At 52.3% G+C, this 23,680-nt stretch carries 24 protein-coding genes; 20 read left to right on the forward strand and 4 right to left on the reverse strand.

The window, feature by feature from the left end; translation table 11 throughout:
* The first annotated feature begins 74 nt into the window (after window positions 1-74).
* Complete coding sequence (locus tag Y71_RS10490) at window positions 75-314, forward strand: YecH family metal-binding protein (RefSeq protein ID WP_007371535.1); 240 nt, start codon at window positions 75-77, stop codon at window positions 312-314.
* A gap of 40 nt (window positions 315-354) precedes the next feature.
* Here Y71_RS10490 and ftnA read toward each other — a convergent pair whose 3' ends face one another.
* Both ftnA and yecR read right to left on the reverse strand, forming a co-directional pair.
* The gene (gene ftnA / locus Y71_RS10495) at window positions 355-852 is read right to left on the reverse strand and encodes a non-heme ferritin (protein ID WP_007371536.1); all 498 of its coding nucleotides are present in this window, start codon (window positions 850-852) and stop codon (window positions 355-357) included.
* Between the two features lie 203 nt (window positions 853-1,055).
* The gene (yecR, locus tag Y71_RS10500; RefSeq protein ID WP_035942437.1) at window positions 1,056-1,388 is read right to left on the reverse strand and encodes a YecR family lipoprotein; all 333 of its coding nucleotides are present in this window, start codon (window positions 1,386-1,388) and stop codon (window positions 1,056-1,058) included.
* A gap of 244 nt (window positions 1,389-1,632) precedes the next feature.
* Here yecR and Y71_RS10505 point away from each other — a divergent pair, with 244 nt between their 5' ends.
* A complete protein-coding gene (locus Y71_RS10505; RefSeq protein WP_007371538.1) occupies window positions 1,633-2,271 on the forward strand; it encodes an RpiB/LacA/LacB family sugar-phosphate isomerase in 639 nt (212 codons plus the stop codon).
* A 42-nt stretch (window positions 2,272-2,313) separates the two neighbouring features.
* Here the strand turns inward: Y71_RS10505 and Y71_RS10510 are convergent, their stop codons facing one another.
* Complete coding sequence (locus tag Y71_RS10510; protein ID WP_035942228.1) at window positions 2,314-3,738, reverse strand: MFS transporter; 1,425 nt, start codon at window positions 3,736-3,738, stop codon at window positions 2,314-2,316.
* Window positions 3,739-3,950: 212 nt separating this feature from the next.
* Between Y71_RS10510 and azuC the strand changes: the two genes are divergently transcribed.
* The 8 genes from azuC (at window position 3,951) to otsA (ending at window position 11,330) form a co-directional block, all read left to right on the forward strand.
* Window positions 3,951-4,034, forward strand: coding sequence for a stress response protein AzuC (gene azuC, locus Y71_RS29975; RefSeq protein ID WP_017458329.1), 84 nt, complete (start codon window positions 3,951-3,953; stop codon window positions 4,032-4,034).
* 111 nt (window positions 4,035-4,145) lie between these two features.
* Window positions 4,146-4,397 (forward strand): DUF2766 family protein, encoded by a 252-nt coding sequence (locus Y71_RS10515; protein WP_007371540.1) that lies wholly within the window; start codon window positions 4,146-4,148, stop codon window positions 4,395-4,397.
* A 105-nt stretch (window positions 4,398-4,502) separates the two neighbouring features.
* Window positions 4,503-5,060, forward strand: a complete 558-nt coding sequence (locus tag Y71_RS10520) for a DJ-1 family glyoxalase III (protein WP_007371541.1) — start codon at window positions 4,503-4,505, stop codon at window positions 5,058-5,060.
* Between the two features lie 316 nt (window positions 5,061-5,376).
* Entirely contained in the window at window positions 5,377-6,357 is a 981-nt protein-coding gene (locus Y71_RS10530) for an arabinose ABC transporter substrate-binding protein (protein WP_007371542.1), read from the forward strand.
* A gap of 71 nt (window positions 6,358-6,428) precedes the next feature.
* Window positions 6,429-7,943: an L-arabinose ABC transporter ATP-binding protein AraG gene (gene araG / locus Y71_RS10535; protein WP_007371543.1), complete on the forward strand. Its 1,515-nt coding sequence runs from the start codon at window positions 6,429-6,431 to the stop codon at window positions 7,941-7,943.
* 14 nt (window positions 7,944-7,957) lie between these two features.
* Window positions 7,958-8,938, forward strand: a complete 981-nt coding sequence (gene araH / locus Y71_RS10540) for an L-arabinose ABC transporter permease AraH (protein ID WP_007371544.1) — start codon at window positions 7,958-7,960, stop codon at window positions 8,936-8,938.
* A gap of 186 nt (window positions 8,939-9,124) precedes the next feature.
* Window positions 9,125-9,931, forward strand: a complete 807-nt coding sequence (otsB, locus tag Y71_RS10545; RefSeq protein ID WP_007371545.1) for a trehalose-phosphatase — start codon at window positions 9,125-9,127, stop codon at window positions 9,929-9,931.
* Entirely contained in the window at window positions 9,906-11,330 is a 1,425-nt protein-coding gene (gene otsA, locus Y71_RS10550) for an alpha,alpha-trehalose-phosphate synthase (RefSeq protein WP_007371546.1), read from the forward strand. The genes otsB and otsA overlap by 26 nt, the downstream gene beginning before the upstream one ends.
* A 33-nt stretch (window positions 11,331-11,363) precedes the next feature.
* Here the strand turns inward: otsA and uspC are convergent, their stop codons facing one another.
* Entirely contained in the window at window positions 11,364-11,789 is a 426-nt protein-coding gene (gene uspC, locus Y71_RS10555; protein WP_007371547.1) for a universal stress protein UspC, read from the reverse strand.
* A gap of 778 nt (window positions 11,790-12,567) precedes the next feature.
* On the opposite strand from uspC, the gene flhD reads away from it, so the two are divergent.
* The 10 genes from flhD to Y71_RS10605 all read left to right on the forward strand — a co-directional run bounded on the left by flhD (window position 12,568) and on the right by Y71_RS10605 (window position 23,666).
* Window positions 12,568-12,918: a flagellar transcriptional regulator FlhD gene (gene flhD / locus Y71_RS10560; protein WP_007371548.1), complete on the forward strand. Its 351-nt coding sequence runs from the start codon at window positions 12,568-12,570 to the stop codon at window positions 12,916-12,918.
* Window positions 12,919-12,920: 2 nt separating this feature from the next.
* Complete coding sequence (flhC, locus tag Y71_RS10565) at window positions 12,921-13,499, forward strand: flagellar transcriptional regulator FlhC (protein ID WP_007371549.1); 579 nt, start codon at window positions 12,921-12,923, stop codon at window positions 13,497-13,499.
* A 125-nt stretch (window positions 13,500-13,624) separates the two neighbouring features.
* Window positions 13,625-14,512 (forward strand): flagellar motor stator protein MotA, encoded by an 888-nt coding sequence (motA, locus tag Y71_RS10570; protein WP_007371550.1) that lies wholly within the window; start codon window positions 13,625-13,627, stop codon window positions 14,510-14,512.
* Entirely contained in the window at window positions 14,509-15,468 is a 960-nt protein-coding gene (gene motB, locus Y71_RS10575) for a flagellar motor protein MotB (RefSeq protein ID WP_007371551.1), read from the forward strand. The genes motA and motB overlap by 4 nt, the downstream gene beginning before the upstream one ends.
* A 4-nt stretch (window positions 15,469-15,472) precedes the next feature.
* Window positions 15,473-17,521, forward strand: coding sequence for a chemotaxis protein CheA (cheA, locus tag Y71_RS10580; protein WP_035887530.1), 2,049 nt, complete (start codon window positions 15,473-15,475; stop codon window positions 17,519-17,521).
* Window positions 17,522-17,541: 20 nt separating this feature from the next.
* Window positions 17,542-18,045 (forward strand): chemotaxis protein CheW, encoded by a 504-nt coding sequence (gene cheW / locus Y71_RS10585; protein ID WP_007371553.1) that lies wholly within the window; start codon window positions 17,542-17,544, stop codon window positions 18,043-18,045.
* Window positions 18,046-18,420: 375 nt separating this feature from the next.
* Entirely contained in the window at window positions 18,421-20,085 is a 1,665-nt protein-coding gene (gene tar, locus Y71_RS10590; protein ID WP_007371555.1) for a methyl-accepting chemotaxis protein II, read from the forward strand.
* Window positions 20,086-20,127: 42 nt separating this feature from the next.
* Entirely contained in the window at window positions 20,128-21,726 is a 1,599-nt protein-coding gene (gene tap, locus Y71_RS10595; RefSeq protein ID WP_007371556.1) for a methyl-accepting chemotaxis protein IV, read from the forward strand.
* Between the two features lie 24 nt (window positions 21,727-21,750).
* Complete coding sequence (gene cheR, locus Y71_RS10600) at window positions 21,751-22,620, forward strand: protein-glutamate O-methyltransferase CheR (RefSeq protein WP_007371557.1); 870 nt, start codon at window positions 21,751-21,753, stop codon at window positions 22,618-22,620.
* Window positions 22,617-23,666 (forward strand): protein-glutamate methylesterase/protein-glutamine glutaminase, encoded by a 1,050-nt coding sequence (locus tag Y71_RS10605; protein WP_007371558.1) that lies wholly within the window; start codon window positions 22,617-22,619, stop codon window positions 23,664-23,666. The genes cheR and Y71_RS10605 overlap by 4 nt, the downstream gene beginning before the upstream one ends.
* Window positions 23,667-23,680 lie beyond the last annotated feature (14 nt).

Raw genomic sequence — 23,680 nt, forward strand, 5'->3', positions numbered from 1 at the left:
GCATGTAAACCTGTCTTAACGCAACATCTACAGATAATGTTGTGTTTATGATGCACCTTTTGTGAGGAGGATTTATGGCATCAATACATGGTCATGAAGTACTGAATATGATGATTGCATCAGGCGAACATTACACCACAGAGAGTCTCGCTGCGGCCATTACGGCCCGCTTTGGGGAAACGGCGCGTTTTCATACTTGCTCAGCAGAGGGAATGACGGCGGCGGAATTAGTGACCTTTTTAGCGGAGCGCGGAAAATTCATTCCGGCTGAAGAGGGGTTTTCCACTCACGAAAGTAAAATCTGCAAACATTAATAAAAACGGCGGTAAAGAGTATTATTTACCGCCTGCGTAATTAGTTCTGCGTATCCAGCGTCGCCAGTTCTTTATCGATGAAATACAAACCTTCGCCGCTTTTACCCGCCAGCGTTAATTTATCGATAACAGATTTAAACAATTTCTCTTCTTCGTGCTGTTCGGCAACATACCATTGCAGGAAATTAAAGGTTGGATAATCCTGAGAGGTCATAGCAACGTGCGCCAGTTCATTAATTTTCTGCGTGATCAGTTGTTCATGTTCGTAAGTGGCGCGAAACAGCACATCCAGCGAGGCATAATCAGCAACCGGCGACTCGATAGTATTGATGCGCGGCAGGCTGCCGGTATCCGTAAGGTAATCAAACAGACGCTGCATATGCGTCATCTCTTCCTGCGCGTGGCGGCGCAGGAAAGCAGCGGCGCCTTCAAAGCTGTGGTAGCTGCACCATGCGCTCATCTGCTGATAAAGCAGGGAAGAAAACAGTTCCAGATTCATTTGCTCATTTAGTTTTTCAATCATCTCTGCTTTTAACATGGCGCGGCTCCGGAAAATATAAAAATAGAATAGTGGAGCGGCCACTATAATTTGTTATTTAATTATTTGCAAAAGGTTAAATGAAAAAACATTTATTCACGAAGTGAATGAGAATAACACGCATTGCAGCGGTTAATTAAATAAATGAGAATTGTTTTGATTATTAATAAATGTGCAGGCCAGCATGATTGCTGGCCCGGCAATTACCAACTGCCCGTGGTATGGGAAAAGGCCATGCCGCGGCACTGATATTGAATAGTGACTTTTGTATTCATGCAAACCGAACCGCTGATCAGGCTACACGTTTCGATCGGTTGGCCGAAAGGCACTGCTGTAGCATAACCCATCTGCTGGCACTGTTTGTTAGCCGTTCCTTGAGCGGTGTATTGGTCGTAATTCGCGGTTTGCATCATCGACCGGTTATAGCTCAGACGCACCAGTCCACTGGTGGTATCGACACTGCTGACTTCCGCCTCTTTGGTGAGGGTACAGCCAGCAAGCAGGAGCAGCGAGGCGGCAACAAAAATTTTCTTCATGAAATCACTCTGATTCATTTTGGCATGTTCTCATCTTAACGTGCGGATCGGAGGGCAATCGGCAGAATAACCCGTGGAACTGGCACTACTAATCGCGACGGTGAAACGACGGGGGAGTGATGCAAAACTGTGAACCCGCTTTTGATTTTTAAAACCATTTTTCATTAAATTTGAAAGTATGTTTGGCAGATAGTATGGTTTATCCAACCTTTGCTATCTGAAGCATGTTCACAGGAGATCAAAAATGAAAATTGCACTGATGATGGAAAACAGTCAGGCGGCTAAAAACGCCATCATTCTGAAAGAGCTGAAAGCCGTTGCCGATGAAAAAGATTTTCCGGTGTTTAACGTCGGCATGAGCGACGAGAATGACCATCATCTGACCTACATCCACCTGGGTATTATGGCGAGTATTCTGCTGAACGCGAAAGCCGTGGATTTTGTCGTCACCGGCTGCGGTACCGGGCAGGGTGCGCTGATGTCGCTGAACATTCATCCGGGCGTGGTGTGCGGCTACTGTATTGATCCAGCGGATGCGTTTCTGTTTGCCCAGATCAACAACGGTAATGCGTTATCGCTGCCGTTTGCGAAAGGTTTTGGCTGGGGCGCGGAACTGAACGTGCGCTTTATTTTTGAGAAAGCCTTTACCGGTCGTAAAGGGGAAGGTTATCCGCCGGAGCGTAAAGAGCCTCAGGTACGCAATGCCGGGATCCTGAACCAGGTGAAAGCCGCGGTGGTTAAAGACAATTACCTCGATTCCCTACGCGCCATTGACCGTGAACTGGTGAAAACGGCCGTCTCCGGCGAGCGCTTCCAGCAGTGCTTCTTTGAACACTGCCAGAGCAAAGAGATTGAGGCGTTCGTTCGCGAAGTGCTGGCCTGATAAACAACCGCCGCCGCAGCTGGCCCGGCTGCGGCGGTCTCTTTACACTTTTTTCTTCTGCGATACGGCGCTTCCGGCATCTCTGGTCAGGCGCAACGTATCAAACATGCCAACCAGGCAGATCAGCGCGATAAACACAAATGCCAGCCGGAAACTGATCCCTTCAACGCCAGTGATATGCAGCCACTTACTGACATGTTCACCAATACGAATACCAATTGCACCAAGGGTGATACCCAGGCCGACAGCCAGTTGTGTGGCGGTACTGAACAGCGTATTGGCATAACTCATTTGTGGTGACGGAACATCGGCAAAGGCGAGGGTGCTGACGCCGGTAAACTGTACCGAACGGAAGACGCCGCCCAGGAACAGCACCACAAAGGTAAGCCAGACAGGCGTTGCCGAGGTAAGAAAAGCGCAGGCCAGCAGCGCCAGCACATTCAGCGCGCCGTTAATTAGCAGCAACTTTTTAAAGCCCAGCCAGCGAATCAGCGGCGTCGTGGCGGGTTTGATCGTCAGGTTACCGGCAAATACCGCCAGCACCAGCAGCCCAGCGTGGAAAGGATCCATACCAAAACCGACCTGGAACAGTAGCGGCAGCAGAAAAGGGACGGCGCTTATTGATGCGCGAAACAGCGAGCCGCCGTACATCGTCACACGAAAGGTCGGCACCTGCAGCGCATCCAGCCGGATCATCGGCCATTGCGCACGCCGGAAATGGCGCAAGGTAAAGGCCAGCGTTAAACCGCCCAGTATCAGCAACCCGCTGGTCAGCACGCCTTGCGGCTGCTCTGCGCCTAAATCCTCCATGGCATAAACCAGGCTGACCATCGCCATCGACGTGGCGATAAACCCCGGTAAATCGAACGGGCGCCGCTCCTCTTCACGAATATTGGGAATGATGCGCAGCGCCAGCAAAATCGCCATAATTCCCAGCGGCACATTAATAAAGAAGATCCAACGCCAGTCAGCGTAATGTGTAATAAATCCCCCCAGCGGCGGGCCGATGATCGGCGCGACCAGCGCGGGCCAGGTGAGCGTGGCGATGGCGGTAATAAGCTGATGTTTTGGCGTGGTGCGCAGTACGGCGAGGCGCCCAACCGGCACCATCAATGCGCCGCCAACACCCTGTAAAATACGCATGCTGACAAACATCTCTACGCTGGTCGACAGCCCACACAATATCGATGCCATGGTGAAGATAGCCAGCGCCATGGAAAAGACATTGCGCGCGCCAAAGCGATCGGCGATCCAGCCGCTGGCCGGGATCAGCACAGCAAGGGTAATTAAATAAGCGCTGATACCGATGTTCAGCGCAACAGCTTCGACACCAAACGTTTTTGCCATATCCGGCAGGGCGGTCGCGATTACCGTGCCGTCGATAAACTCCATAAAGAAAGCGCCGGCTACCAGTAGCGCAGCGGGAGAAAGACCTCCAGTCTTCCGCAAAAGGGTGCTTTCACTCATTGTGGATCTGCCATTTGCAAAAATAATTGAGAATACTAAAGAAAACTTTAGTGCGCTAACTGCAGGATTTATAACTGAATTTTTAACAAAGCTACTGCATTTTCATTTTTTGAAACGTGATTTCTATCACATGATGGTTGATTTTTGTGATGGAGGTCATATTATGTACGCATTGAGACGTAACACCTGCATAACAAATCGCCGGAGCAAAAATGAAACTGCGTAAAATTCTGAAGCATATGTTTGAAACCTATTGCAAAACATTCAAAGACGTACCGCCAGGCGCTATGTTCTGATGATAAAAAAACCTGCTGAAGCAGGTTTTTTTATGCCTGTCGTCCGCCTGCCAGGCCTACTCATACACATGAATTCCCGCTACTATGGCGCACTTTATTTAAGGAGCGCCTATGTCACAGAATCTCTCCACCGACCAGGAACTGGTATCCGATATCGTTGCCTGTCAACTCGTCATCAAACAGATCCTCGACGTTATCGACGTCATCGCGCCGGTCGAAGTGCGTGAGAAAATGTCTCACCAGCTTAAGAGCATCGATTTTGCTACCCACCCGGCAGCGGCCGACCCGGTTACCCGCCGTGCAATCCAGAAAGCTATCGCCTTAATTGAACTGAAATTTACCCCTCAGGGGGAAGCTCACTAAGGACTCTGCCTGGCAGGGATGTGACGCAGCGGGAATTATGAAACGCTGTTTTGATCAACAATAAGCCCACTTTAATCAACCCACCTTCAACGTAAGGAGTCGGACATGAAAAAAGTGGCGGTGTTGTTGGCGCCCGGTTTCGAAGAAGCAGAAGCGATTATCACCATTGATATCCTGCGTCGCTTAAATATTGAAGTCGAAACACTGGCCTGCGCGGAGTCCCGCGCGGTGGTCAGTTATCACGCTATCCCGATGGTTGCAGACAGCACGCTGGCAGAGCGTCAGGCAAAGCTGTATGACGCCGTCGTCTTACCCGGCGGGCCGCAGGGCAGCGTGAATCTGGCTGCCAGCAAAGCGGTGGTGCAATTTATTGAACAGCATGACACAGCCGGCAAGTTAATTTGCCCTATCTGTTCCGCTGCTGCGCGCGTGCTGGGCGGCAACGGCTTGCTGAAGGGCCGCCGCTATGTCTGCTCCGGCGATCTGTACGAAACTGTCAATGATGGTGAGTATGTGGACGCGCCAGTGGTGGAAGATGGCAACCTGATCAGCGGTAAAGGCCTCGGGCTGGCTTTCAATTTTGCGTTGACGATTGCTGCGCGTTTGCAGGGGGACGAAACTGCAGCGCGAGATCACGCCGATCATATCTACTATAGCTGGTGATTTTTCTGCCCGGATGCGCCCTGCATCCGGGACAAGGATAAGCTGGCTGATGTTATGGATTATCCTGCTTTTACCCTTTCTATTTGTCTGACAAAATCGGCTGTTTTTATGTGCTATATCGCTGAATTTATGTACAGAATTACTGTAATTCTGCGGTGTGATGCCGCTCTCCTATGGAGAATCAATTTCCCGCTAAAACTACTTCCAGCACAGGTGTCCAGGGATGTGCGGACTCTAATGCCTTGTTTTATTAACTTTTAAATGAACCGGTAATTATTTTTCCCTACATAAAAGAAAGCTAAAGCTGGAGTTTACCATGCACAAATTCACTAAAGCGTTGGCGGCCATCGGTCTGGCTGCCGTTATGTCACAATCCGCTATCGCTGAAACGATGAAGCTCGGGTTCCTGGTTAAACAGCCAGAAGAACCCTGGTTCCAGACTGAATGGAAGTTTGCCGACAAGGCGGGCAAAGATTTAGGTTTTGAAGTGATTAAAATCGCCGTCCCTGATGGTGAAAAAACGCTGAACGCCATTGATAGCCTGGCGGCCAGCGGCGCAAAAGGATTTGTTATTTGTACTCCGGATCCCAAACTGGGCTCAGCGATTGTCGCCAAAGCGCGGGGTTATGACATGAAAGTCATTGCGGTGGACGACCAGTTCGTCAACGCCAAAGGCGAACCGATGACCTCGGTGCCGCTGGTGATGATGGCAGCGAGCGAAATCGGCGCGCGTCAGGGTGAAGAGCTCTATAAAGAGATGCAAAAACGTGGCTGGAATGTGAAAGAGACCGGCGTCATGGCGATTACCGCGAACGAGCTGGATACCGCTCGCCGCCGCACGACCGGTTCTATGGACGCGCTGAAAAAAGCCGGTTTCCCGGAAAAACAGATCTACCAGGTGCCGACCAAATCTAACGATATCCCCGGTGCATTTGATGCCGGTAACTCCCTGCTGGTACAGCATCCGGAAGTGAAACACTGGCTGGTGCTGGGCATGAATGACAACACTGTGCTGGGTGGCGTGCGTGCAACAGAAGGCCAGGGCTTTAAAGCGCCGGATGTCATCGGTATTGGTATTAACGGCGTCGATGCGGTAAGTGAGCTGTCGAAAGCGCAGGCAACCGGCTTCTTCGGTTCGCTGCTGCCAAGCCCGGACGTGCATGGCTATAAAACAAGCCAACTGCTCTACAACTGGGTTACCAAAGGCGTTGAACCACCGAAATTTACAGCAGTAACGGACGTGGTGCTGATCACGCGCGAGAACTTCAAAGAAGAGCTGGCGAAAAAAGGACTGTAATTCTCTGTTGATTGTGCTCCCCGCTTCAGGCGGGGGGCCAGACGTACAATGAACTGCTTTACGGAGACGTTATGCAACAGTCTACTCCTTATCTCTCTTTTCGCGGCATCGGCAAGACGTTTCCCGGTGTGAAAGCGCTCAGTGAGATCAGTTTTGATTGTTACGCCGGGCAAATCCACGCCCTGATGGGTGAAAACGGCGCAGGTAAATCGACACTGTTAAAAATCCTCAGCGGCAATTACGCGCCAACCACCGGTTCGCTGGTAATAAAAGGTGAGGAAGTCACCTTCGCGGATACTACTGCAGCGCTGAATGCCGGGGTGGCGATCATCTACCAGGAGCTGCATCTGGTGCCGGAAATGACCGTCGCGGAGAATATCTACCTTGGCCAGATCCCGCACAAGAGCGGCATTGTGAACCGTTCGTTGCTGAATTACGAAGCCGGTTTGCAGCTTCAGCATCTTGGGCTGGATATCGATACGCAAACGCCGCTGAAATATCTCTCCATTGGTCAGTGGCAAATGGTCGAAATTGCCAAGGCGCTGGCGCGCAACGCCAAAATCATCGCTTTTGATGAACCCACCAGTTCTCTCTCGGCGCGTGAGATCGACAACCTGTTCCGTGTGATCCGCGAGCTACGTAAAGAGGGCCGGGTGATCCTTTATGTCTCCCACCGCATGGAAGAGATTTTTGCGCTCAGCGATGCCATTACCGTCTTTAAAGATGGCCGCTACGTGCGCACCTTTACGGACATGCAGCAGGTCAATCATGACCAGTTGGTGCAGGCGATGGTCGGACGCGAACTGGGGGATATTTATGGCTGGAAACCCCGGGAATACGGGGCAGAACGCCTGCGGCTGGAGCAGGTTAAAGCGCCAGGCGTACGAACGCCCATCTCTTTAAGCGTGCGCAGCGGTGAAATTGTCGGCCTGTTCGGGCTGGTGGGCGCCGGGCGCAGTGAATTAATGAAAGGCTTATTCGGCGGGACGAAAATTACCGAAGGGCAGGTCTTTATCGACGGCGAGCAAGTCAATATTACTAAACCGGCGCATGCCATCCAGGCGGGCATGATGTTGTGCCCGGAAGATCGTAAAGCGGAAGGCATTATTCCGGTTCATTCGGTGCAGGAGAACATCAATATTAGCGCCCGGCGCAAATACATTCGCGCAGGTTGTCTGATCAATGATGGCTGGGAAAGTGAAAACGCCGAACACCATATTCGTTCGCTCAATATCAAAACGCCTGGTGCGGAACAACTGATTATGAATCTCTCCGGTGGCAACCAGCAAAAGGCAATTCTTGGTCGCTGGTTATCGGAAGAGATGAAAGTCATTTTGCTCGACGAGCCGACGCGCGGCATTGATGTCGGGGCGAAGCATGAGATCTACAACGTAATTTACGCGCTGGCTTCCCGCGGTGTTGCGGTGCTGTTTGCCTCCAGTGATTTGCCGGAAGTGCTCGGCGTTGCCGATCGCATCGTGGTGATGCGTGAAGGGGAAATCGCCGGTGAACTGCTTCACGGTCAGTGTGATGAACAGCGGGCGCTGAGCCTCGCGATGCCGAAAGTTAGCCAGGCTGTCGCCTGAGTGAGGAGAAAATGATGTCATCTTTAACTACGTCCCGCGCACCGAAATCCTCGCTCAGCTTTGGGCGAATCTGGGATCAGTTCGGCATGCTGGTGGTGTTTGCCGTGCTGTTTATCGGCTGCGCGCTGTTTGTGCCGAACTTCGCCTCTTTCGTCAATATGAAAGGGCTGGGGCTGGCGATCTCAATGTCCGGCATGGTGGCCTGCGGCATGCTGTTCTGCCTTGCGTCCGGGGATTTTGACCTGTCGGTCGCGTCGGTCATCGCCTGCGCCGGGGTAACCACAGCAGTGGTGATTAATATTTCGGAGAGTTTGTGGATTGGCGTATTTGCCGGTTTGCTGCTCGGCGTGGTCAGCGGTTTTATTAACGGCTTCGTGATTGCGCGTTTGAAGATCAATGCCTTGATCACCACGCTTGCCACGATGCAGATCGTCCGCGGGCTGGCGTATATTATTTCCGACGGTAAAGCGGTCGGCATCGAGGATGAACGTTTCTTCACCCTCGGTTACGCCAACTGGCTGGGGCTGCCCGCGCCGATTTGGTTGACGGTTGCCTGCCTGATTATTTTTGGCTTCCTGCTCAATAGAACCACGTTTGGCCGCAATACGCTGGCGATTGGCGGTAATGAAGAAGCGGCCCGCCTGGCGGGCGTTCCGGTGGTACGCACGAAAATCATCATCTTTGTGCTCTCCGGTCTGGTCTCAGCGGCAGCGGGGATTATTCTTGCTTCGCGTATGACCAGTGGCCAGCCGATGACGTCGATTGGCTATGAGTTGATTGTTATCTCAGCCTGTGTATTGGGTGGTGTATCGCTGAAAGGCGGGATTGGCAAAATATCGTATGTTGTTGCCGGGATCCTGATTCTGGGCACCGTCGAAAACGCCATGAACCTGCTGAACATCTCGCCATTCTCACAGTATGTGGTGCGTGGTTTGATCCTGCTGGCGGCGGTAATTTTCGACCGCTACAAACAAAAGTCCAAACGCACAGTTTAAGCCTTAACGCGTAATTTTTAGACATAACCTTATAGTTTATCCCTCCACCTTACCAGCCGCTAATCCGGCTGGTAAGTCATGCTTAAAATGGCGAGCAGCGTCACACTGTCTATACTTACATGGCTAATGATAATGAGATGTTAGTGAAGAACGGCTCTCATCAAAGACTGTAAGGAGGAAACCAGGGTGGAAGACGCATTATCTGTACCGCCTCTCTTTTCCGGTAATTTTGCCTTTTTTTTCGATTTGGATGGCACCCTCGCTGACATTAAACCGCACCCGGATGATGTCTCTGTTCCGGACGCTGTGCTGGCCAGACTTTCATTGCTTGCTGAGATGAACAACGGGGCACTGGCATTGATTTCAGGGCGCTCAATCGCTGAGCTCGAGCAACTCGCCAAACCCTGGCGTTTTCCGCTGGCTGGCGTGCACGGGGCAGAACGCCGCGACATCAAGGGTCATACCGAACGGGTGACATTACCGGAAAATATCGTACAACCGCTGGAGCGTTCGCTCCGGCACGAAGTGGCATCGCTTCACGGCGTGGAGCTGGAAGCGAAAGGCATGGCATTTGCTTTGCACTACCGTCAGGCGCTGCAGCATGAAGACGCGGTTTTTGCACTGGCAAAGCAAATGGTCGCGCGCTACCCGCAGCTGGCAATGCAGCCAGGGAAATGCGTGGTGGAGCTTAAACCGTCCGGCATTCATAAGGGAGCGGCCATTGCGGCATTTTTAGAGACACCGCCTTTTGCTGGCCGCATACCGGTTTTTGTCGGCGATGATTTGACGGATGAGCATGGGTTTAAAACCGTGAACGCGCTGGGGGGCGAATCAATCAAAGTTGGTGCTGGCGAGACGCAGGCAAAATGGCGTCTGGACAGCGTAAATGAAGTTTATCGGTGGCTTGAACGTATCACTGACCATCAACAAGAAAAACAACAGGCGCTAACAAACAGGAGAGATGGCTATGAGTCGCTTAGTCGTAGTATCTAATCGTATTGCTCCGCCTGACAACAAAAAGGCCAGCGCTGGCGGGCTGGCTGTAGGGATTCTGGGAGCATTAAAAGCCACCGGCGGGCTGTGGTTCGGCTGGAGCGGTGAGCTGGGGGACGAGGACCAGCCGCTAAAAAAGGTGACAAAAGGGAATATCACCTGGGCATCGTTTACCCTCAGTGATGAGCATTACGAACAGTATTATTCGCAATTCTCCAACGCTGTTTTATGGCCTGCTTTCCACTATCGACTCGATCTGGTCAATTACCAGCGTGAAGCCTGGGAGGGTTATCAGCAGGTCAATGCGCTGCTGGCGGATAAGCTGCTGCCGTTACTGAAAGAGGATGACATTCTGTGGATCCACGATTATCACCTGCTACCGTTTGCCAGCGAACTGCGCAAGCGCGGCGTGAATAATCAGATTGGTTTCTTCCTGCATATCCCTTTCCCGACGCCGGAAATCTTTAATGCCTTGCCGCCGCATGCGGAACTGCTGGAAGCGCTCTGTGATTATGACCTGCTGGGTTTTCAGACCGAAAGCGACAGACTGGCGTTCCTGGATAGCCTGTCAATGAAGACTCGTCTGACCACTCGCAGCGGTAAAGAACATGTCGCATGGGGGAAAAATTTCCGCACTGAAGTTTACCCGATAGGGATTGAACCAGACGAGATTGCCAAACAGGCTGCCGGGCCGCTACCGCCTAAACTGGCACAGTTGAAAAATGAACTTAAGAACGTTAAGAACATTTTCTCTGTGGAGCGGCTTGACTACTCCAAAGGCTTGCCAGAGCGCTTCCTTGCCTACGAAACGCTGCTGGAGAAATTCCCCCAGCATCACGGAAAAATTCGCTATACGCAGATTGCGCCAACCTCCCGTGGCGAAGTGCAGGCTTACCAGGATATTCGGCACCAACTGGAAACCGAAGCCGGGCGAATCAACGGCAAATATGGTCAGCTTGGCTGGACGCCGCTTTACTATCTGAACCAGCACTTTGACCGTAAAGTATTGATGAAAGTCTTCCGTTACGCCGAAGTGGGCTTAGTGACGCCGCTGCGTGACGGCATGAATCTCGTCGCGAAAGAGTATGTTGCGGCGCAGGATCCGGCCGATCCGGGTGTGTTGATACTGTCGCAATTTGCCGGGGCGGCGAATGAGCTGACATCGGCGCTGATTGTGAATCCTTACGACCGGGATGATGTTGCTGCGGCGATGGACAGGGCGCTGAGAATGCCGCTGGCAGAGCGCATATCACGCCATGCAGAAATGCTTGAAATCATTAAGGAGAATGATATCAACCACTGGCAGCAGAGGTTCCTTCGCGATTTAAAGCGCATCACGCCACGTAGCGCACAAAGCCAGCTACAGCATAAAGTGGCGACCTTTCCGAAGCTGGCTTAACGTCAGCGGCGCTCCTGCGACAGCAGGAGCGCTTCACGCTCCTAAAGGCACCAATAAAACATCCACTTCACTGGCATGAACGATGCTCTTTGCCGCACACGCTGCGCGGGCGAGGAACGTTTGATTGTGATTGCCGCAGACCACTAAATCGATGCCCTGTGTACGGCAGGTATGCAGAATATGTTCGCTTAATGCGCCTGATGCGATGAGCGCCTGCTCGATAGGGTATCCGGCCTCGCTAATGAGTTGATCCAGAAATTGTTGCGTCTCTTCCTGCAACACTTCACGGACATTTTCCATCATCGGAGCGGCAAGCTGGTTATAGAGTTCAGGATCGGAAGCTAAGGTAATAAGGGAGATGCGGGCATTGAAAGGGCGGGCAATATCAATGGCTTTGGCCAGTAAACGCCGGCTTTCGGGCGTCACCGCAACAGCGACCAGAAGATGAGCATATTGCATTTCTCACTCTCCACGACAAATCAATTTTTTCTCACCATTACTCTGTTTCTGAACTCAGTGCAACCCAGGATTATTGCGGGGATGTGAAGGTTATCATAAATATTCATTAATTATTCTTATGCTAAGACTTTAATGCATATTCCTGCATTTAACCGATTTTAAAATCTTATCTAAAATTTAAAGAATTTAAGATCAAATTGTTAAACTATCAATCATAATGACTAACAATTTTGAAATGATTACCCATAGTAATTAATTAGCGACCCTGAAAGCTTAATTTGTTGTTTTATATGCTTTTTTGATTGTATATCTGCAATAGAAACGTTTTGGTAACGATGAATGTTGCAAAACGTCACTCCTCAGACCAGTTGATGACCTGGAGCCGCAGTTTTGCATGAGTATTCGGCCAAATGGAATAAAAAAAGCGACTGACAGAACAAAAAAGCATCAAATCACAAGCGGGACTGATAGATTTATTACCCATAATCCGTTAAATTTTGTGACGCAGATCACAAAAATTTCAAATTTTTGTCCGGGTCAGATTGTATGTGTCAGCACCTACGAGTACAGTTGCGTCGAATTAGGAAAAATCTTAGTTCTTTGTAAGAAATGATTAAGCGCGTATCAAGGCCATTACATTTGAGCGAAGTGCCGCGAGTGCGAGATCCTAAGTCAGTTATGCATTTAGCCTTTCTTTTTTATACCGGTTTTTTCCGGCGACATCACGGGGTGCGGCTCAGCCGCATAAGATACAAGTTGGTTATTCGGGATGGGAAAAATGCATACATCCGAGTTGCTGAAACATGTGTATGACATTAACTTGTCGTATTTGCTTCTTGCTCAGCGTTTGATTAGCCAGGACAAAGCGTCCGCAATGTTCCGTCTTGGCATTAACGAAGAGATGGCGAACACACTGGGTGAATTAACCCTTCCACAAATGGTGAAACTGGCTGAAACCAATCAGCTTATCTGCCAGTTCCGTTTTGACAATCACCAGACTATTACTCGTCTGACCCAGGAATCACGCGTGGATGATTTACAGCAAGTCCACACCGGGATTTTACTTTCAACCCGCCTGCTGAATGAGTCTTCACAGACCGGCGATGCGGCAAGAAAGAAAAGGGCTTAACCATGGGCGAGAAAAGCATTGTTCAGGAAGCCCGCGATATTCAGTTAGCAATGGAACTGATTTCGCTGGGTGCACGTTTACAGATGCTGGAGAGTGAGACACAGCTTAGCCGTGGTCGTCTTATTAAACTCTACAAAGAGTTACGTGGTAGCCCGCCGCCGAAAGGCATGCTGCCATTCTCCACTGACTGGTTTATGACCTGGGAGCAGAATATTCATGCGTCCATGTTCTGTAACGCCTGGCAGTTTTTGTTAAAAACAGGCCTGTGCAGCGGCGTTGATGCAGTCATCAAAGCGTACAAACTCTATCTGGAACAATGCCCTCATAACGATGATGGGCCGCTGCTGGCGCTGACTCGCGCCTGGACACTGGTTCGTTTCGTGGAAAGCGGAATGCTGGAGTTGTCTCGCTGTAATTGCTGTGACGGTAATTTTATTACGCACGCACACCAGCCTGTTGGTAGCTTTGCCTGTAGTTTATGCCAGCCGCCGTCCCGCGCGGTAAAAAGACGTAAACTTTCCCGGGATGCTGCCGATATTATTCCACAACTGCTGGATGAACAGATCGAACAGGCTGTTTGACCGAAACAGGTGGAAAACACTCCAGCAGCGGTGCAGTAATGCCGCTGCTTTTTTTTGCCTGAAATTCGGTTTAACCCTCTGAAATGTTTATCCCGAGCCTTAGTCATTAGCAGAAGGATGATGTCGTGCTTATCGTATTAGGTTACCTGGTTGTTCTTGGTGCAGTCTTTGGCGGTTATATGATGACCGGCGGAGAACTTGGGGCACTTTATCAACCGTCTGAACTGATCATCATCGGTGGCGCGGGGGTAGGTGCATTCATCGTTGGTAACAATGGCAAAGCGATCAAAGGTACGATGAAAGCCATGCCTTTGCTGTTTCGTCGTTCGAAATACACCAAAAGCATGTATATGGATTTGCTGGCTCTGCTTTACCGCCTGATGGCGAAATCGCGTCAGCAAGGGATGTTCTCGCTCGAAAGAGATATTGAGAATCCGAAAGAGAGCGAAATTTTCGCCAGCTATCCACGTATTCTTGCGGATGCGACGATGCTTGAATTTATTGTCGATTATCTGCGCCTGATCATCAGCGGCAACATGAACACCTTTGAAATTGAAGCGCTGATGGACGAAGAGATCGAAACGCACGAAAGCGAAGCCGAAGTGCCGGCAAATGCGCTGGCGATGGTGGGCGATTCGCTGCCCGCGTTCGGTATCGTTGCGGCGGTGATGGGGGTGGTGCACGCGCTGGCCTCCGCCGATCGTCCGGCGGCTGAACTCGGTGCGCTGATTGCACATGCGATGGTGGGAACCTTCCTCGGCATCCTGTTGGCGTACGGTTTTATCTCCCCGCTGGCCAGCGTTCTACGCCAGAAGAGTGCGGAAACCGCCAAAATGATGCAGTGCGTCAAGATCACCTTGCTGTCGAATCTTAACGGTTATGCACCGCCAATTGCGGTCGAGTTTGGTCGTAAAACGCTGTACTCCAGCGAACGTCCGTCGTTTATCGAACTGGATGAACACGTCCGTGCGGTCAGAAATCCTAACCAACAGACCACGACCGAGGACGCATGAAAAACCAGTCCCATCCGATCGTCGTAGTCAGACGAAAAAAACATAAAGGTCATGGCGGTGGAGCGCACGGCTCCTGGAAGATTGCCTACGCCGACTTTATGACGGCGATGATGGCGTTCTTCCTGGTGATGTGGTTGATCTCCATCTCCAGCCCGAAAGAACTTATTCAGATTGCGGAGTATTTCCGTACGCCGTTAGCAACCGCAATTACGGGTGGGCAGCGAATTTCAAACAGCGAAAGCCCGATTCCGGGCGGTGGCGATGACTACACACAGCAACAGGGCGAAGTGCAAAAACAGCCCAATATTGACGATTTGAAAAAACGCATGGAGCAGTCGCGGCTGAGTAAGTTGCGTGGCGATCTGGATCAGTTAATCGAAGCCGATCCCAAACTGCGCGCGCTGCGTCCGCACCTGAAAATCGATCTGGTGCAGGAAGGGTTGCGTATTCAGATTATCGACAGCCAGAACCGGCCGATGTTTAAAACCGGCAGCGCGGAAGTCGAACCTTATATGCGCGATATTTTGCGTGCTATTGCGCCAGTACTGAATGGCATCCCTAACAAAGTGAGCCTTTCGGGCCACACCGATGATTTCCCTTACGCCAATGGCGAAAGAGGGTACAGCAACTGGGAACTTTCCGCCGATCGTGCAAACGCATCGCGCCGTGAGCTGGTTGCCGGTGGGCTGGATAATGGCAAAATTCTTCGGGTTGTAGGTATGGCGGCAACAATGCGCCTTGCGGACAGAGGTCCGAATGAAGCAATCAACCGCCGAATCAGTCTTTTGGTACTCAACAAACAGACTGAAGAAGCCATTCTGCATGAGAATGCCGAAAGCGAGAGTGCGCCAATAAGCGCGATTACACAGCCAGAACCTGCGGTCGGAGCAGCACCTGCATCCACACCGGCGGCTCCGGCAACAGTTCCCACATCGCCACAAGCCAATCCGAGGTGATAGCGTGAGCATGGATATTAGTGATTTTTATCAGACATTCTTCGATGAGGCCGACGAGTTGTTGGCTGATATGGAACAACATTTGCTGGATCTGGTGCCTGAAGCGCCGGATTCGGAACAGCTCAACGCCATCTTTCGTGCGGCGCACTCTATTAAAGGAGGCGCAGGTACATTTGGTTTTACCATCCTGCAGGAAACCACACACCTGATGGAGAACCTGCTTGATGAGGCCCGGCGTGGCGAAATGCAGCTTAACACCGACATTATCAACCTGTTTTTGGAAACCAAAGATATTATGCAGGAACAGCTCGACGCTTATAAAAGCTCGCAAGAGCCAGACGCCGCCAGCTTTGAATATATCTGCAATGCCCTGCGCCAACTGGCGCTGGAAGCAAAAGGAGAGGTCGTCGCTGCCCCTGCAAATGGTGCAAAACTCTCCGTTGTGGATACTGCGCTGGAGTCCGAAACCGCTGCTGCGCCAGCTGCCGAAAGCGACGGCAAACTGCGCATCGTCCTGTCTCGCCTGAAAGAGAGCGAAGTTGCACTGCTGGAAGAAGAGTTGGGTAACCTCGGAACGTTGAGCGACGTAGTGAAGGGGGCTGATACCCTGAGCGTGACGCTTGATGGCGGCGTCAGCGAAGACGATATTATCGCGGTATTGTGCTTCGTCATCGAAGCCGATCAAATTGCGTTCGAAAAACCCACCGCAGAGACAGCCCCCGCGCCTGCAGCAGTTGAAGCGGTTGCACAAGTGGTTGAAACGCCAGCGCCTGTTGCGGTTCCGGCGGAGAAACCAGCGGCTCCGGCGCTGAAAGCGGTCGCGAAAGAACAACCGGCAGCTCGTGAAAAACCGGCGCGTGCCAGCGAATCAACCAGTATCCGTGTGGCGGTTGAAAAAGTTGACCAGCTAATTAACCTGGTCGGAGAACTGGTGATCACCCAGTCGATGCTGGCTCAGCGCTCCAATGAGCTGGATCCGGTCACACACGGCGATCTGATCACCAGCATGAGCCAGTTGCAGCGCAACGCTCGTGACCTGCAGGAATCGGTGATGTCCATCCGTATGATGCCGATGGAATATGTCTTTAGCCGCTTCCCGCGTCTGGTGCGCGATCTGGCGAGCAAGCTGGATAAACAGGTTGAACTGACTCTGCAAGGTAGCTCGACGGAACTGGATAAGAGCCTGATCGAGCGCATCATTGACCCGTTAACGCACCTGGTGCGTAACAGCCTCGACCACGGTATTGAAACCCCACAAAAACGTGTCGAAGCCGGTAAATCGCCTATCGGTAACCTGATTCTTTCGGCGGAACACCAGGGCGGAAATATCTGCATCGAAGTGACTGACGACGGTGCTGGTCTTAACCGCGAGCGTATCCTGGCGAAAGCGATTTCGCAGGGAATGGCGGTCAACGAAAACATGACCGATGAAGAAGTCGGCATGCTGATTTTTGCCCCGGGTTTCTCAACCGCAGAGCAGGTTACCGACGTTTCCGGCCGCGGCGTGGGCATGGACGTGGTAAAACGTAACATCCAGGAAATGGGTGGCCACGTTGAAATAAAATCCAAACAAGGCTCTGGCACGACGATTCGTATCCTGCTGCCGCTGACGCTGGCAATCCTCGACGGGATGTCAGTAAAAGTGAACAACGAAGTCTTCATTCTGCCGCTGAACGCGGTGATGGAGTCGCTGCAACCGCGTGAAGAAGATCTGCATCCGCTGGCCGGTGGTGAGCGCGTACTGGAAGTACGTGGTGAATACCTGCCGCTGGTTGAGTTGTGGAAAGTGTTTGACGTGATGGGGGCGAAAACTGAGGCCACGCAGGGGATTGTCGTTATTCTGCAGAGCGCAGGTCGTCGCTATGCGCTGCTGGTTGATCAGTTGATCGGTCAGCACCAGGTTGTGGTGAAAAACCTGGAAAGCAACTATCGCAAAGTGCCGGGTATTTCTGCCGCCACCATCCTGGGCGATGGTAGTGTTGCGCTGATCGTGGATGTGTCAGCGTTGCAGGGGTTGAATCGTGAACATCGTATGGCGCACACAGCCGCCTGATTAAGTAGAAGGTATAAAACATGACCGGTATGAGTAATGTAGCAAAACTGGCTGGCGAGCCGTCAGGACAGGAATTCCTGGTATTCACTCTGGGCGATGAAGAGTACGGCATCGATATTCTCAAAGTGCAGGAAATTCGTGGCTACGATCAGGTGACCCGTATCGCCAATACCCCGGACTTTATCAAAGGCGTGACCAACCTGCGTGGCGTGATCGTGCCGATTGTTGACCTGCGCGTGAAGTTCAGCCAGGGCGACGTCGAGTATGATGACAACACCGTGGTTATCGTCCTGAATCTGGGACAGCGTGTGGTTGGCATCGTAGTGGATGGTGTCTCTGATGTGCTTTCCCTGGCATCGGACCAGATCCGCCCGGCGCCGGAATTCGCCGTCACCCTGTCCACCGAATACCTGACCGGCCTCGGTGCGCTTGGCGACCGGATGCTGATTCTGGTGAACATTGAAAAACTGCTCAACAGCGAAGAGATGGCGCTGCTGGACATCGCGGCAACGCACGTCGCGTAACCGCCATACAAGAGCGGATGACTCACCGGTCATCCGCTTTTTTTATACACTTTTTTGTCGGTTATTTTGTTTATCCTTCATTACCACTGGACAACGCGTCCAATTCTTCTAATTCGTTATTTTTACTGACAAAAAATACCTCTTTTACGTAGTCGTTTGTTTTGCAATTTCTCAGTCATTAAACCGCTATCGGTGCGACATTAACGTTAACTGACTGCACCTTACAACGCAGACCACGCCGCTGCAGGAAAGATCGAGTGATACCCTGACCGCGAACATTGCATTTCAAGTTACTATTTAATTCCCTTTCGCAAATGTAAAGTTCCCTGGCCGCATGCCGATAACACCATTAAGAACATATCGAAAAGGTGTTGCATGTTGAACCGTATCCGCGTCGTTACTCTGCTGATGAGTGTGCTGGCAGTGTTTGCCCTGTTGCAGCTCGTATCCGGGGGACTTTTTTTCTCTTCCCTTAAGCAAAACCAGCAGAGTTTTGCTGCTTCTAATGACCTGCGTATGCAACAAACTGAACTGGGAAAAGCCTGGGAATTAATGCTGCAAACGCGCATCAACCTGAGCCGCTCGTCGGCGCGTATGTTGCTCGACCCAGGCAACCAGCAGAGCAGCGCCAAAACCGACCTGTTGAACAGCGCGAAAGCCTCGCTGGCGGAAGCAGCAAAACATTACGACGCCTTTCATAACATGCCATCGCTGCCGGAAATGGATGCGGCGCGGCAGGCGCTGGATGAGAAATATCGTACCTATAATGCTGCGTTGACGGAGCTGGTTCAGTTTCTGGAGAGCGGCAATATCAACGCCTTTATGGCGCAACCGACTCAAGGGATGCAAAACGCCCTCGGTGACGCGATGGCAAAATATGCTGCACTGAGCGACAGCCTCTACCGTAATGCCTGGGAGCAGAGCGTCAGCGATTACACCTTTGCGAAATGGCAGATGGCGGTTCTGGCGCTGGCCTTGCTGATTGTACTGACCGGCGTCTGGTATGGGATCCGCCGTATTCTGTTGTCGCCATTGTCATCGGTCATCGCTCATATCCGCGAAATCGCGGGCGGTAACCTGACGCATACACTGACGATTGCCGGTCGCAGCGAAATGACCGAACTGGCGCAAAGCGTCGATCATATGCAGAACGCGTTAATCGATACCGTTACCAATGTGCGCCAGGGTTCGGATGCCATTTACTCCGGCACCAGCGAAATTGCTGCCGGAAATAACGATCTCTCCTCGCGTACTGAAGAACAAGCCTCGGCGCTGGAGCAGACCGCTGCCAGCATGGAAGAGTTGACGGCGACGGTTAAGCAGAACGCTGACAACGCCCGTCAGGCTTCGCTGCTGGCGCAAAGTGCGTCGGAAACCGCCGAGCGCGGCGGTAAAGTCGTCGATGGCGTGGTGAAAACCATGCACGATATCGCCACCAGTTCGCAGAAGATCGCTGACATTATTGGTGTGATTGACGGTATTGCCTTCCAGACCAATATCCTGGCGCTGAACGCGGCAGTAGAAGCGGCGCGCGCCGGCGAGCAGGGGCGCGGCTTTGCCGTTGTTGCCGGTGAAGTTCGTAATCTGGCCAGCCGCAGTGCCCAGGCGGCGAAAGAGATTAAAACCTTAATTGAAGATTCTGTTTCCCGCGTGGATACCGGCTCAGTGCTTGTAGAGAGTGCCGGTGAAACCATGTCGGACATTGTTAACGCTGTCACGCGTGTTAACGACATCATGGGTGAGATCGCCTCGGCATCGGACGAACAGAGCCGTGGCATCGATCAGGTTGCGCTGGCGGTATCCGAGATGGATCGCGTCACGCAACAGAATGCGTCACTGGTACAACAATCGGCAGCCGCAGCCGCTGCCTTAGAAGAACAAGCCAGTCGATTGACGATGGCGGTATCTGCTTTCCGCCTTTCTTCTGTATCCGGCAAACCGGCGCAGCGTGCCTTAACTCCGGCAGCAGGCAGCGCTAAGACCCCGGCGCGGAGTCGCCAACTTGCAACCGGACAAGAAGATAACTGGGAAACATTTTAGCAGTTCTTAACCGCGGACATTTTTCCGCCAGATGGGGCGTTAATGTTTAATCGTATTCGTATCTCGACAACACTTTTTTTGATTTTGATTGTGTGTGGCATTTTGCAGGTCGGCAGTAACGGATTGTCCTTCTGGGCTTTTAAACAAAGCACATCACATTTACAGGAAGTAGCGAACAGCAACCATCAACGCAGCGCGCTGATGCAAATTCGGGCCACGCTGCTTGAAGCGAGCACATTGCTGAATAAAGCGGGTACGCTCACGGCATTAAGTTATCCGCCGGATGATATTAAAGCTCTGATGACACGGGCAAAAGCCAGCCTGAAGCTGGCAGATGAGAAAGAGAAAGAGTTTCTGGGCATTGCCGCAATAACGCCTGTGGGGCAGAAATTGCAGGACGGGACGAAAGCGACGTATGCCGCATGGCGCAGCGATCTGGAGCATCAGGCCACCTGGCTTGAAAATAACCAGCTATCAGATTTTATGACCGCGCCGGTGAAGGAGTCGCAGGACCAGTTTGACGCGAATTTTAACGCGTGGGAAAAGCACATTAACGAGTTTGCCGAGCAAGCACGGCAGGACAGCGAAAGTAATTATCACCGTTCGGCGGCCATTTTTATTGCGGTGGTGATCCTTGCGGCGCTGATTACCAGCATCGCGCTGTTCTGGTCGCGCAAGATGATTGTTCAGCCGCTGGCGATTATCAGCAGCCACTTTGACAGCATCGCAGCAGGCAATTTGGCGCAGCCGATTGCCGTTTATGGGCGTAATGAAATTTCGGCGATCTTCGCCAGCCTGAAAAAAATGCAGGCAGCGCTGCGTACTACGGTCAGCGATGTTCGGCAGGGCAGTTATGCTATGCATACCGGTATTTCGGAGATTGCTTCAGGCAACAATGATTTATCGGTGCGCACTGAACAGCAGGCCGCTTCGCTGGCGCAAACCGCAGCCAGCATGGAGCAGTTGACCGCGACGGTCGGGCAGAACGCCGACAACGCGCGTCAGGCTTCCGGTCTGGCGCAGAGCGCGGCGGAAACCGCGAGAAAAGGCGGGCAGCAAACCACCAGCGTGGCGAGTACCATGCAGGAGATTGCCGGCAGCTCGCAAAAAATCGGCGATATCATCAGCGTGATTGATGGCATCGCGTTTCAGACCAATATCCTCGCGCTGAACGCCGCAGTGGAAGCGGCGCGTGCGGGCGAGCAGGGCCGGGGATTTGCCGTGGTGGCAGGGGAAGTGCGTAACCTGGCCAGCCGCAGCGCCCAGGCGGCAAAAGAGATTAAAGGTCTGATTGAAGAGTCAGTATCCCGTGTTCAGCAGGGTTCAGCGCTGGTGGATACCGCCGCGCAGACGATGACGGAAATCGTCCGCTCGGTGACGCAGGTCAACGACATTATGGGCGAAATTGCCTCTGCGTCGGATGAACAGCGTCGTGGCATTGAGCAGGTTGCGCTGGCGGTCAGCCAGATGGATCAGGTCACACAGCAGAACGCGGCGCTGGTAGAAGAGGCCGCTTCCGCGACCGATCAACTGGCAAACCAGGCGGATAACCTGACCTCGTTAGTGGCTGTATTTAAGATTGAAGAGCACATTGCATTACCCGAAGTGGCACCGCCCAAAGCCGTGCCTGCTGCATCCTGAAATTAACCTGGTTGAGAAGGCGCTATGACATCATCACTGCCCACAGGGCAAACGTCATCAATACTGCAACAGATGACACAGCGCCTGGCGCTGTCCGATGCGCATTTCCGTCGGATATGTCAATTGATCTACCAGCGTGCGGGGATCGTTCTTGCGGACCATAAACGCGACATGGTGTACAACCGCCTTGTTCGCCGTTTACGCACGCTGGGGTTGGATGATTTTGGTCGCTATCTGAGCATGCTCGAAGCGAACCAGAACAGCGCCGAGTGGCAAGCGTTTATCAACTCGCTGACCACCAATCTCACCGCATTTTTCCGGGAAGCGCATCACTTTCCGGTACTGGCTGAGCATGCGCGTAAGCGCACGGGTGAATACCGCGTATGGAGTGCCGCGGCCTCTACCGGCGAAGAACCTTACTCGCTGGCGATTACTCTTGCCGATGCGCTGGGCATGGCGCCGGGTCGCTGGAAAGTGTTTGCCAGCGATATCGACACCGAAGTGCTGGAAAAAGCACGCAGCGGTATTTATCGCCAGGACGAGTTGAAGACCCTCTCGCCACAGCAGATGCAACGCTATTTTATGCGTGGAACCGGCCCGCATGCCGGGCTGGTACGTGTACGGCAAGAACTGGCGAATTACGTCGAATTCACCACGGTGAACCTGCTGGATAAGCAGTACAACGTGCCGGGGCCTTTTGACGCAATTTTTTGCCGTAACGTAATGATTTATTTTGATAAAACGACGCAACAGGACATTCTGCATCGTTTTGCTCCGCTGCTTAAGCCGGACGGATTACTGTTTGCCGGGCATTCGGAGAACTTCAGCAACCTCGTGCGCGAGTTCAGCCTCCGTGGGCAGACTGTTTATGCGCTGAGTAAGGATAAAGCATGAGTAAAATCAGGGTGTTGTCCGTCGATGATTCCGCATTGATGCGCCAGATCATGACAGAAATTATCAATAGCCACAGCGATATGGAGATGGTGGCGACGGCGCCAGACCCGTTGGTCGCCCGGGATCTAATCAAAAAATTCAACCCGGATGTCTTAACGCTGGATGTAGAAATGCCACGCATGGATGGGTTGGATTTTCTTGAGAAATTAATGCGTCTGCGGCCAATGCCGGTGGTGATGGTTTCCTCGCTGACCGGTAAAGGCTCGGAAGTGACGCTGCGTGCGCTGGAGCTGGGGGCGATTGATTTCGTCACCAAACCGCAAATCGGCATTCGTGAAGGCATGCTGGCCTACAGCGAAATGATTGCTGAGAAAGTGCGCACCGCTTCGCGTGCGCGTATTGCTGCGCATAAAACGATGGAAGCGCCGGCGCTGCTGAAGGCTGGCCCGCTGCTCAGCTCGGAAAAATTGCTGGTCATTGGGGCGTCAACCGGAGGAACAGAGGCAATTCGTCATGTACTCCAGCCATTGCCGCTCTCAAGTCCGGGTATTCTAATCACTCAGCATATGCCGCCGGGCTTTACCCGCTCATTTGCTGAGCGTTTGAACAAGCTCTGCCAGATCAGCGTCAAGGAAGCGGAAGATGGTGAGCGCGTTCTGCCGGGACACGCGTATATTGCTCCGGGCGATAAGCATATGGAGCTCGCGCGTAGCGGGGCAAACTATCAGATTAAGATCCACGATGGACCGCCAGTTAACCGGCACCGTCCGTCGGTGGACGTACTGTTTCATTCGGTCGCGAAACATGCGGGGCGCAACGCCGTAGGCGTGATCCTTACGGGGATGGGCAACGATGGCGCGGCGGGAATGTTAGCAATGTACCAGGCGGGAGCCTGGACCATCGCGCAAAACGAAGCAAGTTGTGTGGTGTTCGGCATGCCGCGTGAGGCCATCAATATGGGTGGCGTCAGCGAAGTGGTCGATCTTAGCCAGGTAAGCCAGCAGATGCTGGCGAAAATCAGTGCCGGACAGGCAATACGTATTTGAACCAGGAGTAATTT

The organism is Kosakonia radicincitans DSM 16656 (assembly GCF_000280495.2).
Classification (GTDB): domain Bacteria; phylum Pseudomonadota; class Gammaproteobacteria; order Enterobacterales; family Enterobacteriaceae; genus Kosakonia; species Kosakonia radicincitans.

Coding starts and splice junctions, on each gene's coding strand:
- Y71_RS10490 (WP_007371535.1), top strand. CDS start 75: ATGGCATCAATACATGGTCATGAAGTACTGAATATGATGATTGCATCA.
- ftnA (WP_007371536.1), bottom strand. CDS start 852: ATGTTAAAAGCAGAGATGATTGAAAAACTAAATGAGCAAATGAATCTG.
- yecR (WP_035942437.1), bottom strand. CDS start 1,388: ATGAAGAAAATTTTTGTTGCCGCCTCGCTGCTCCTGCTTGCTGGCTGT.
- Y71_RS10505 (WP_007371538.1), top strand. CDS start 1,633: ATGAAAATTGCACTGATGATGGAAAACAGTCAGGCGGCTAAAAACGCC.
- Y71_RS10510 (WP_035942228.1), bottom strand. CDS start 3,738: ATGAGTGAAAGCACCCTTTTGCGGAAGACTGGAGGTCTTTCTCCCGCT.
- azuC (WP_017458329.1), top strand. CDS start 3,951: ATGAAACTGCGTAAAATTCTGAAGCATATGTTTGAAACCTATTGCAAA.
- Y71_RS10515 (WP_007371540.1), top strand. CDS start 4,146: ATGTCACAGAATCTCTCCACCGACCAGGAACTGGTATCCGATATCGTT.
- Y71_RS10520 (WP_007371541.1), top strand. CDS start 4,503: ATGAAAAAAGTGGCGGTGTTGTTGGCGCCCGGTTTCGAAGAAGCAGAA.
- Y71_RS10530 (WP_007371542.1), top strand. CDS start 5,377: ATGCACAAATTCACTAAAGCGTTGGCGGCCATCGGTCTGGCTGCCGTT.
- araG (WP_007371543.1), top strand. CDS start 6,429: ATGCAACAGTCTACTCCTTATCTCTCTTTTCGCGGCATCGGCAAGACG.
- araH (WP_007371544.1), top strand. CDS start 7,958: ATGTCATCTTTAACTACGTCCCGCGCACCGAAATCCTCGCTCAGCTTT.
- otsA (WP_007371546.1), top strand. CDS start 9,906: ATGAGTCGCTTAGTCGTAGTATCTAATCGTATTGCTCCGCCTGACAAC.
- uspC (WP_007371547.1), bottom strand. CDS start 11,789: ATGCAATATGCTCATCTTCTGGTCGCTGTTGCGGTGACGCCCGAAAGC.
- flhD (WP_007371548.1), top strand. CDS start 12,568: ATGCATACATCCGAGTTGCTGAAACATGTGTATGACATTAACTTGTCG.
- flhC (WP_007371549.1), top strand. CDS start 12,921: ATGGGCGAGAAAAGCATTGTTCAGGAAGCCCGCGATATTCAGTTAGCA.
- motB (WP_007371551.1), top strand. CDS start 14,509: ATGAAAAACCAGTCCCATCCGATCGTCGTAGTCAGACGAAAAAAACAT.
- cheW (WP_007371553.1), top strand. CDS start 17,542: ATGACCGGTATGAGTAATGTAGCAAAACTGGCTGGCGAGCCGTCAGGA.
- tar (WP_007371555.1), top strand. CDS start 18,421: ATGTTGAACCGTATCCGCGTCGTTACTCTGCTGATGAGTGTGCTGGCA.
- tap (WP_007371556.1), top strand. CDS start 20,128: ATGTTTAATCGTATTCGTATCTCGACAACACTTTTTTTGATTTTGATT.
- cheR (WP_007371557.1), top strand. CDS start 21,751: ATGACATCATCACTGCCCACAGGGCAAACGTCATCAATACTGCAACAG.
- Y71_RS10605 (WP_007371558.1), top strand. CDS start 22,617: ATGAGTAAAATCAGGGTGTTGTCCGTCGATGATTCCGCATTGATGCGC.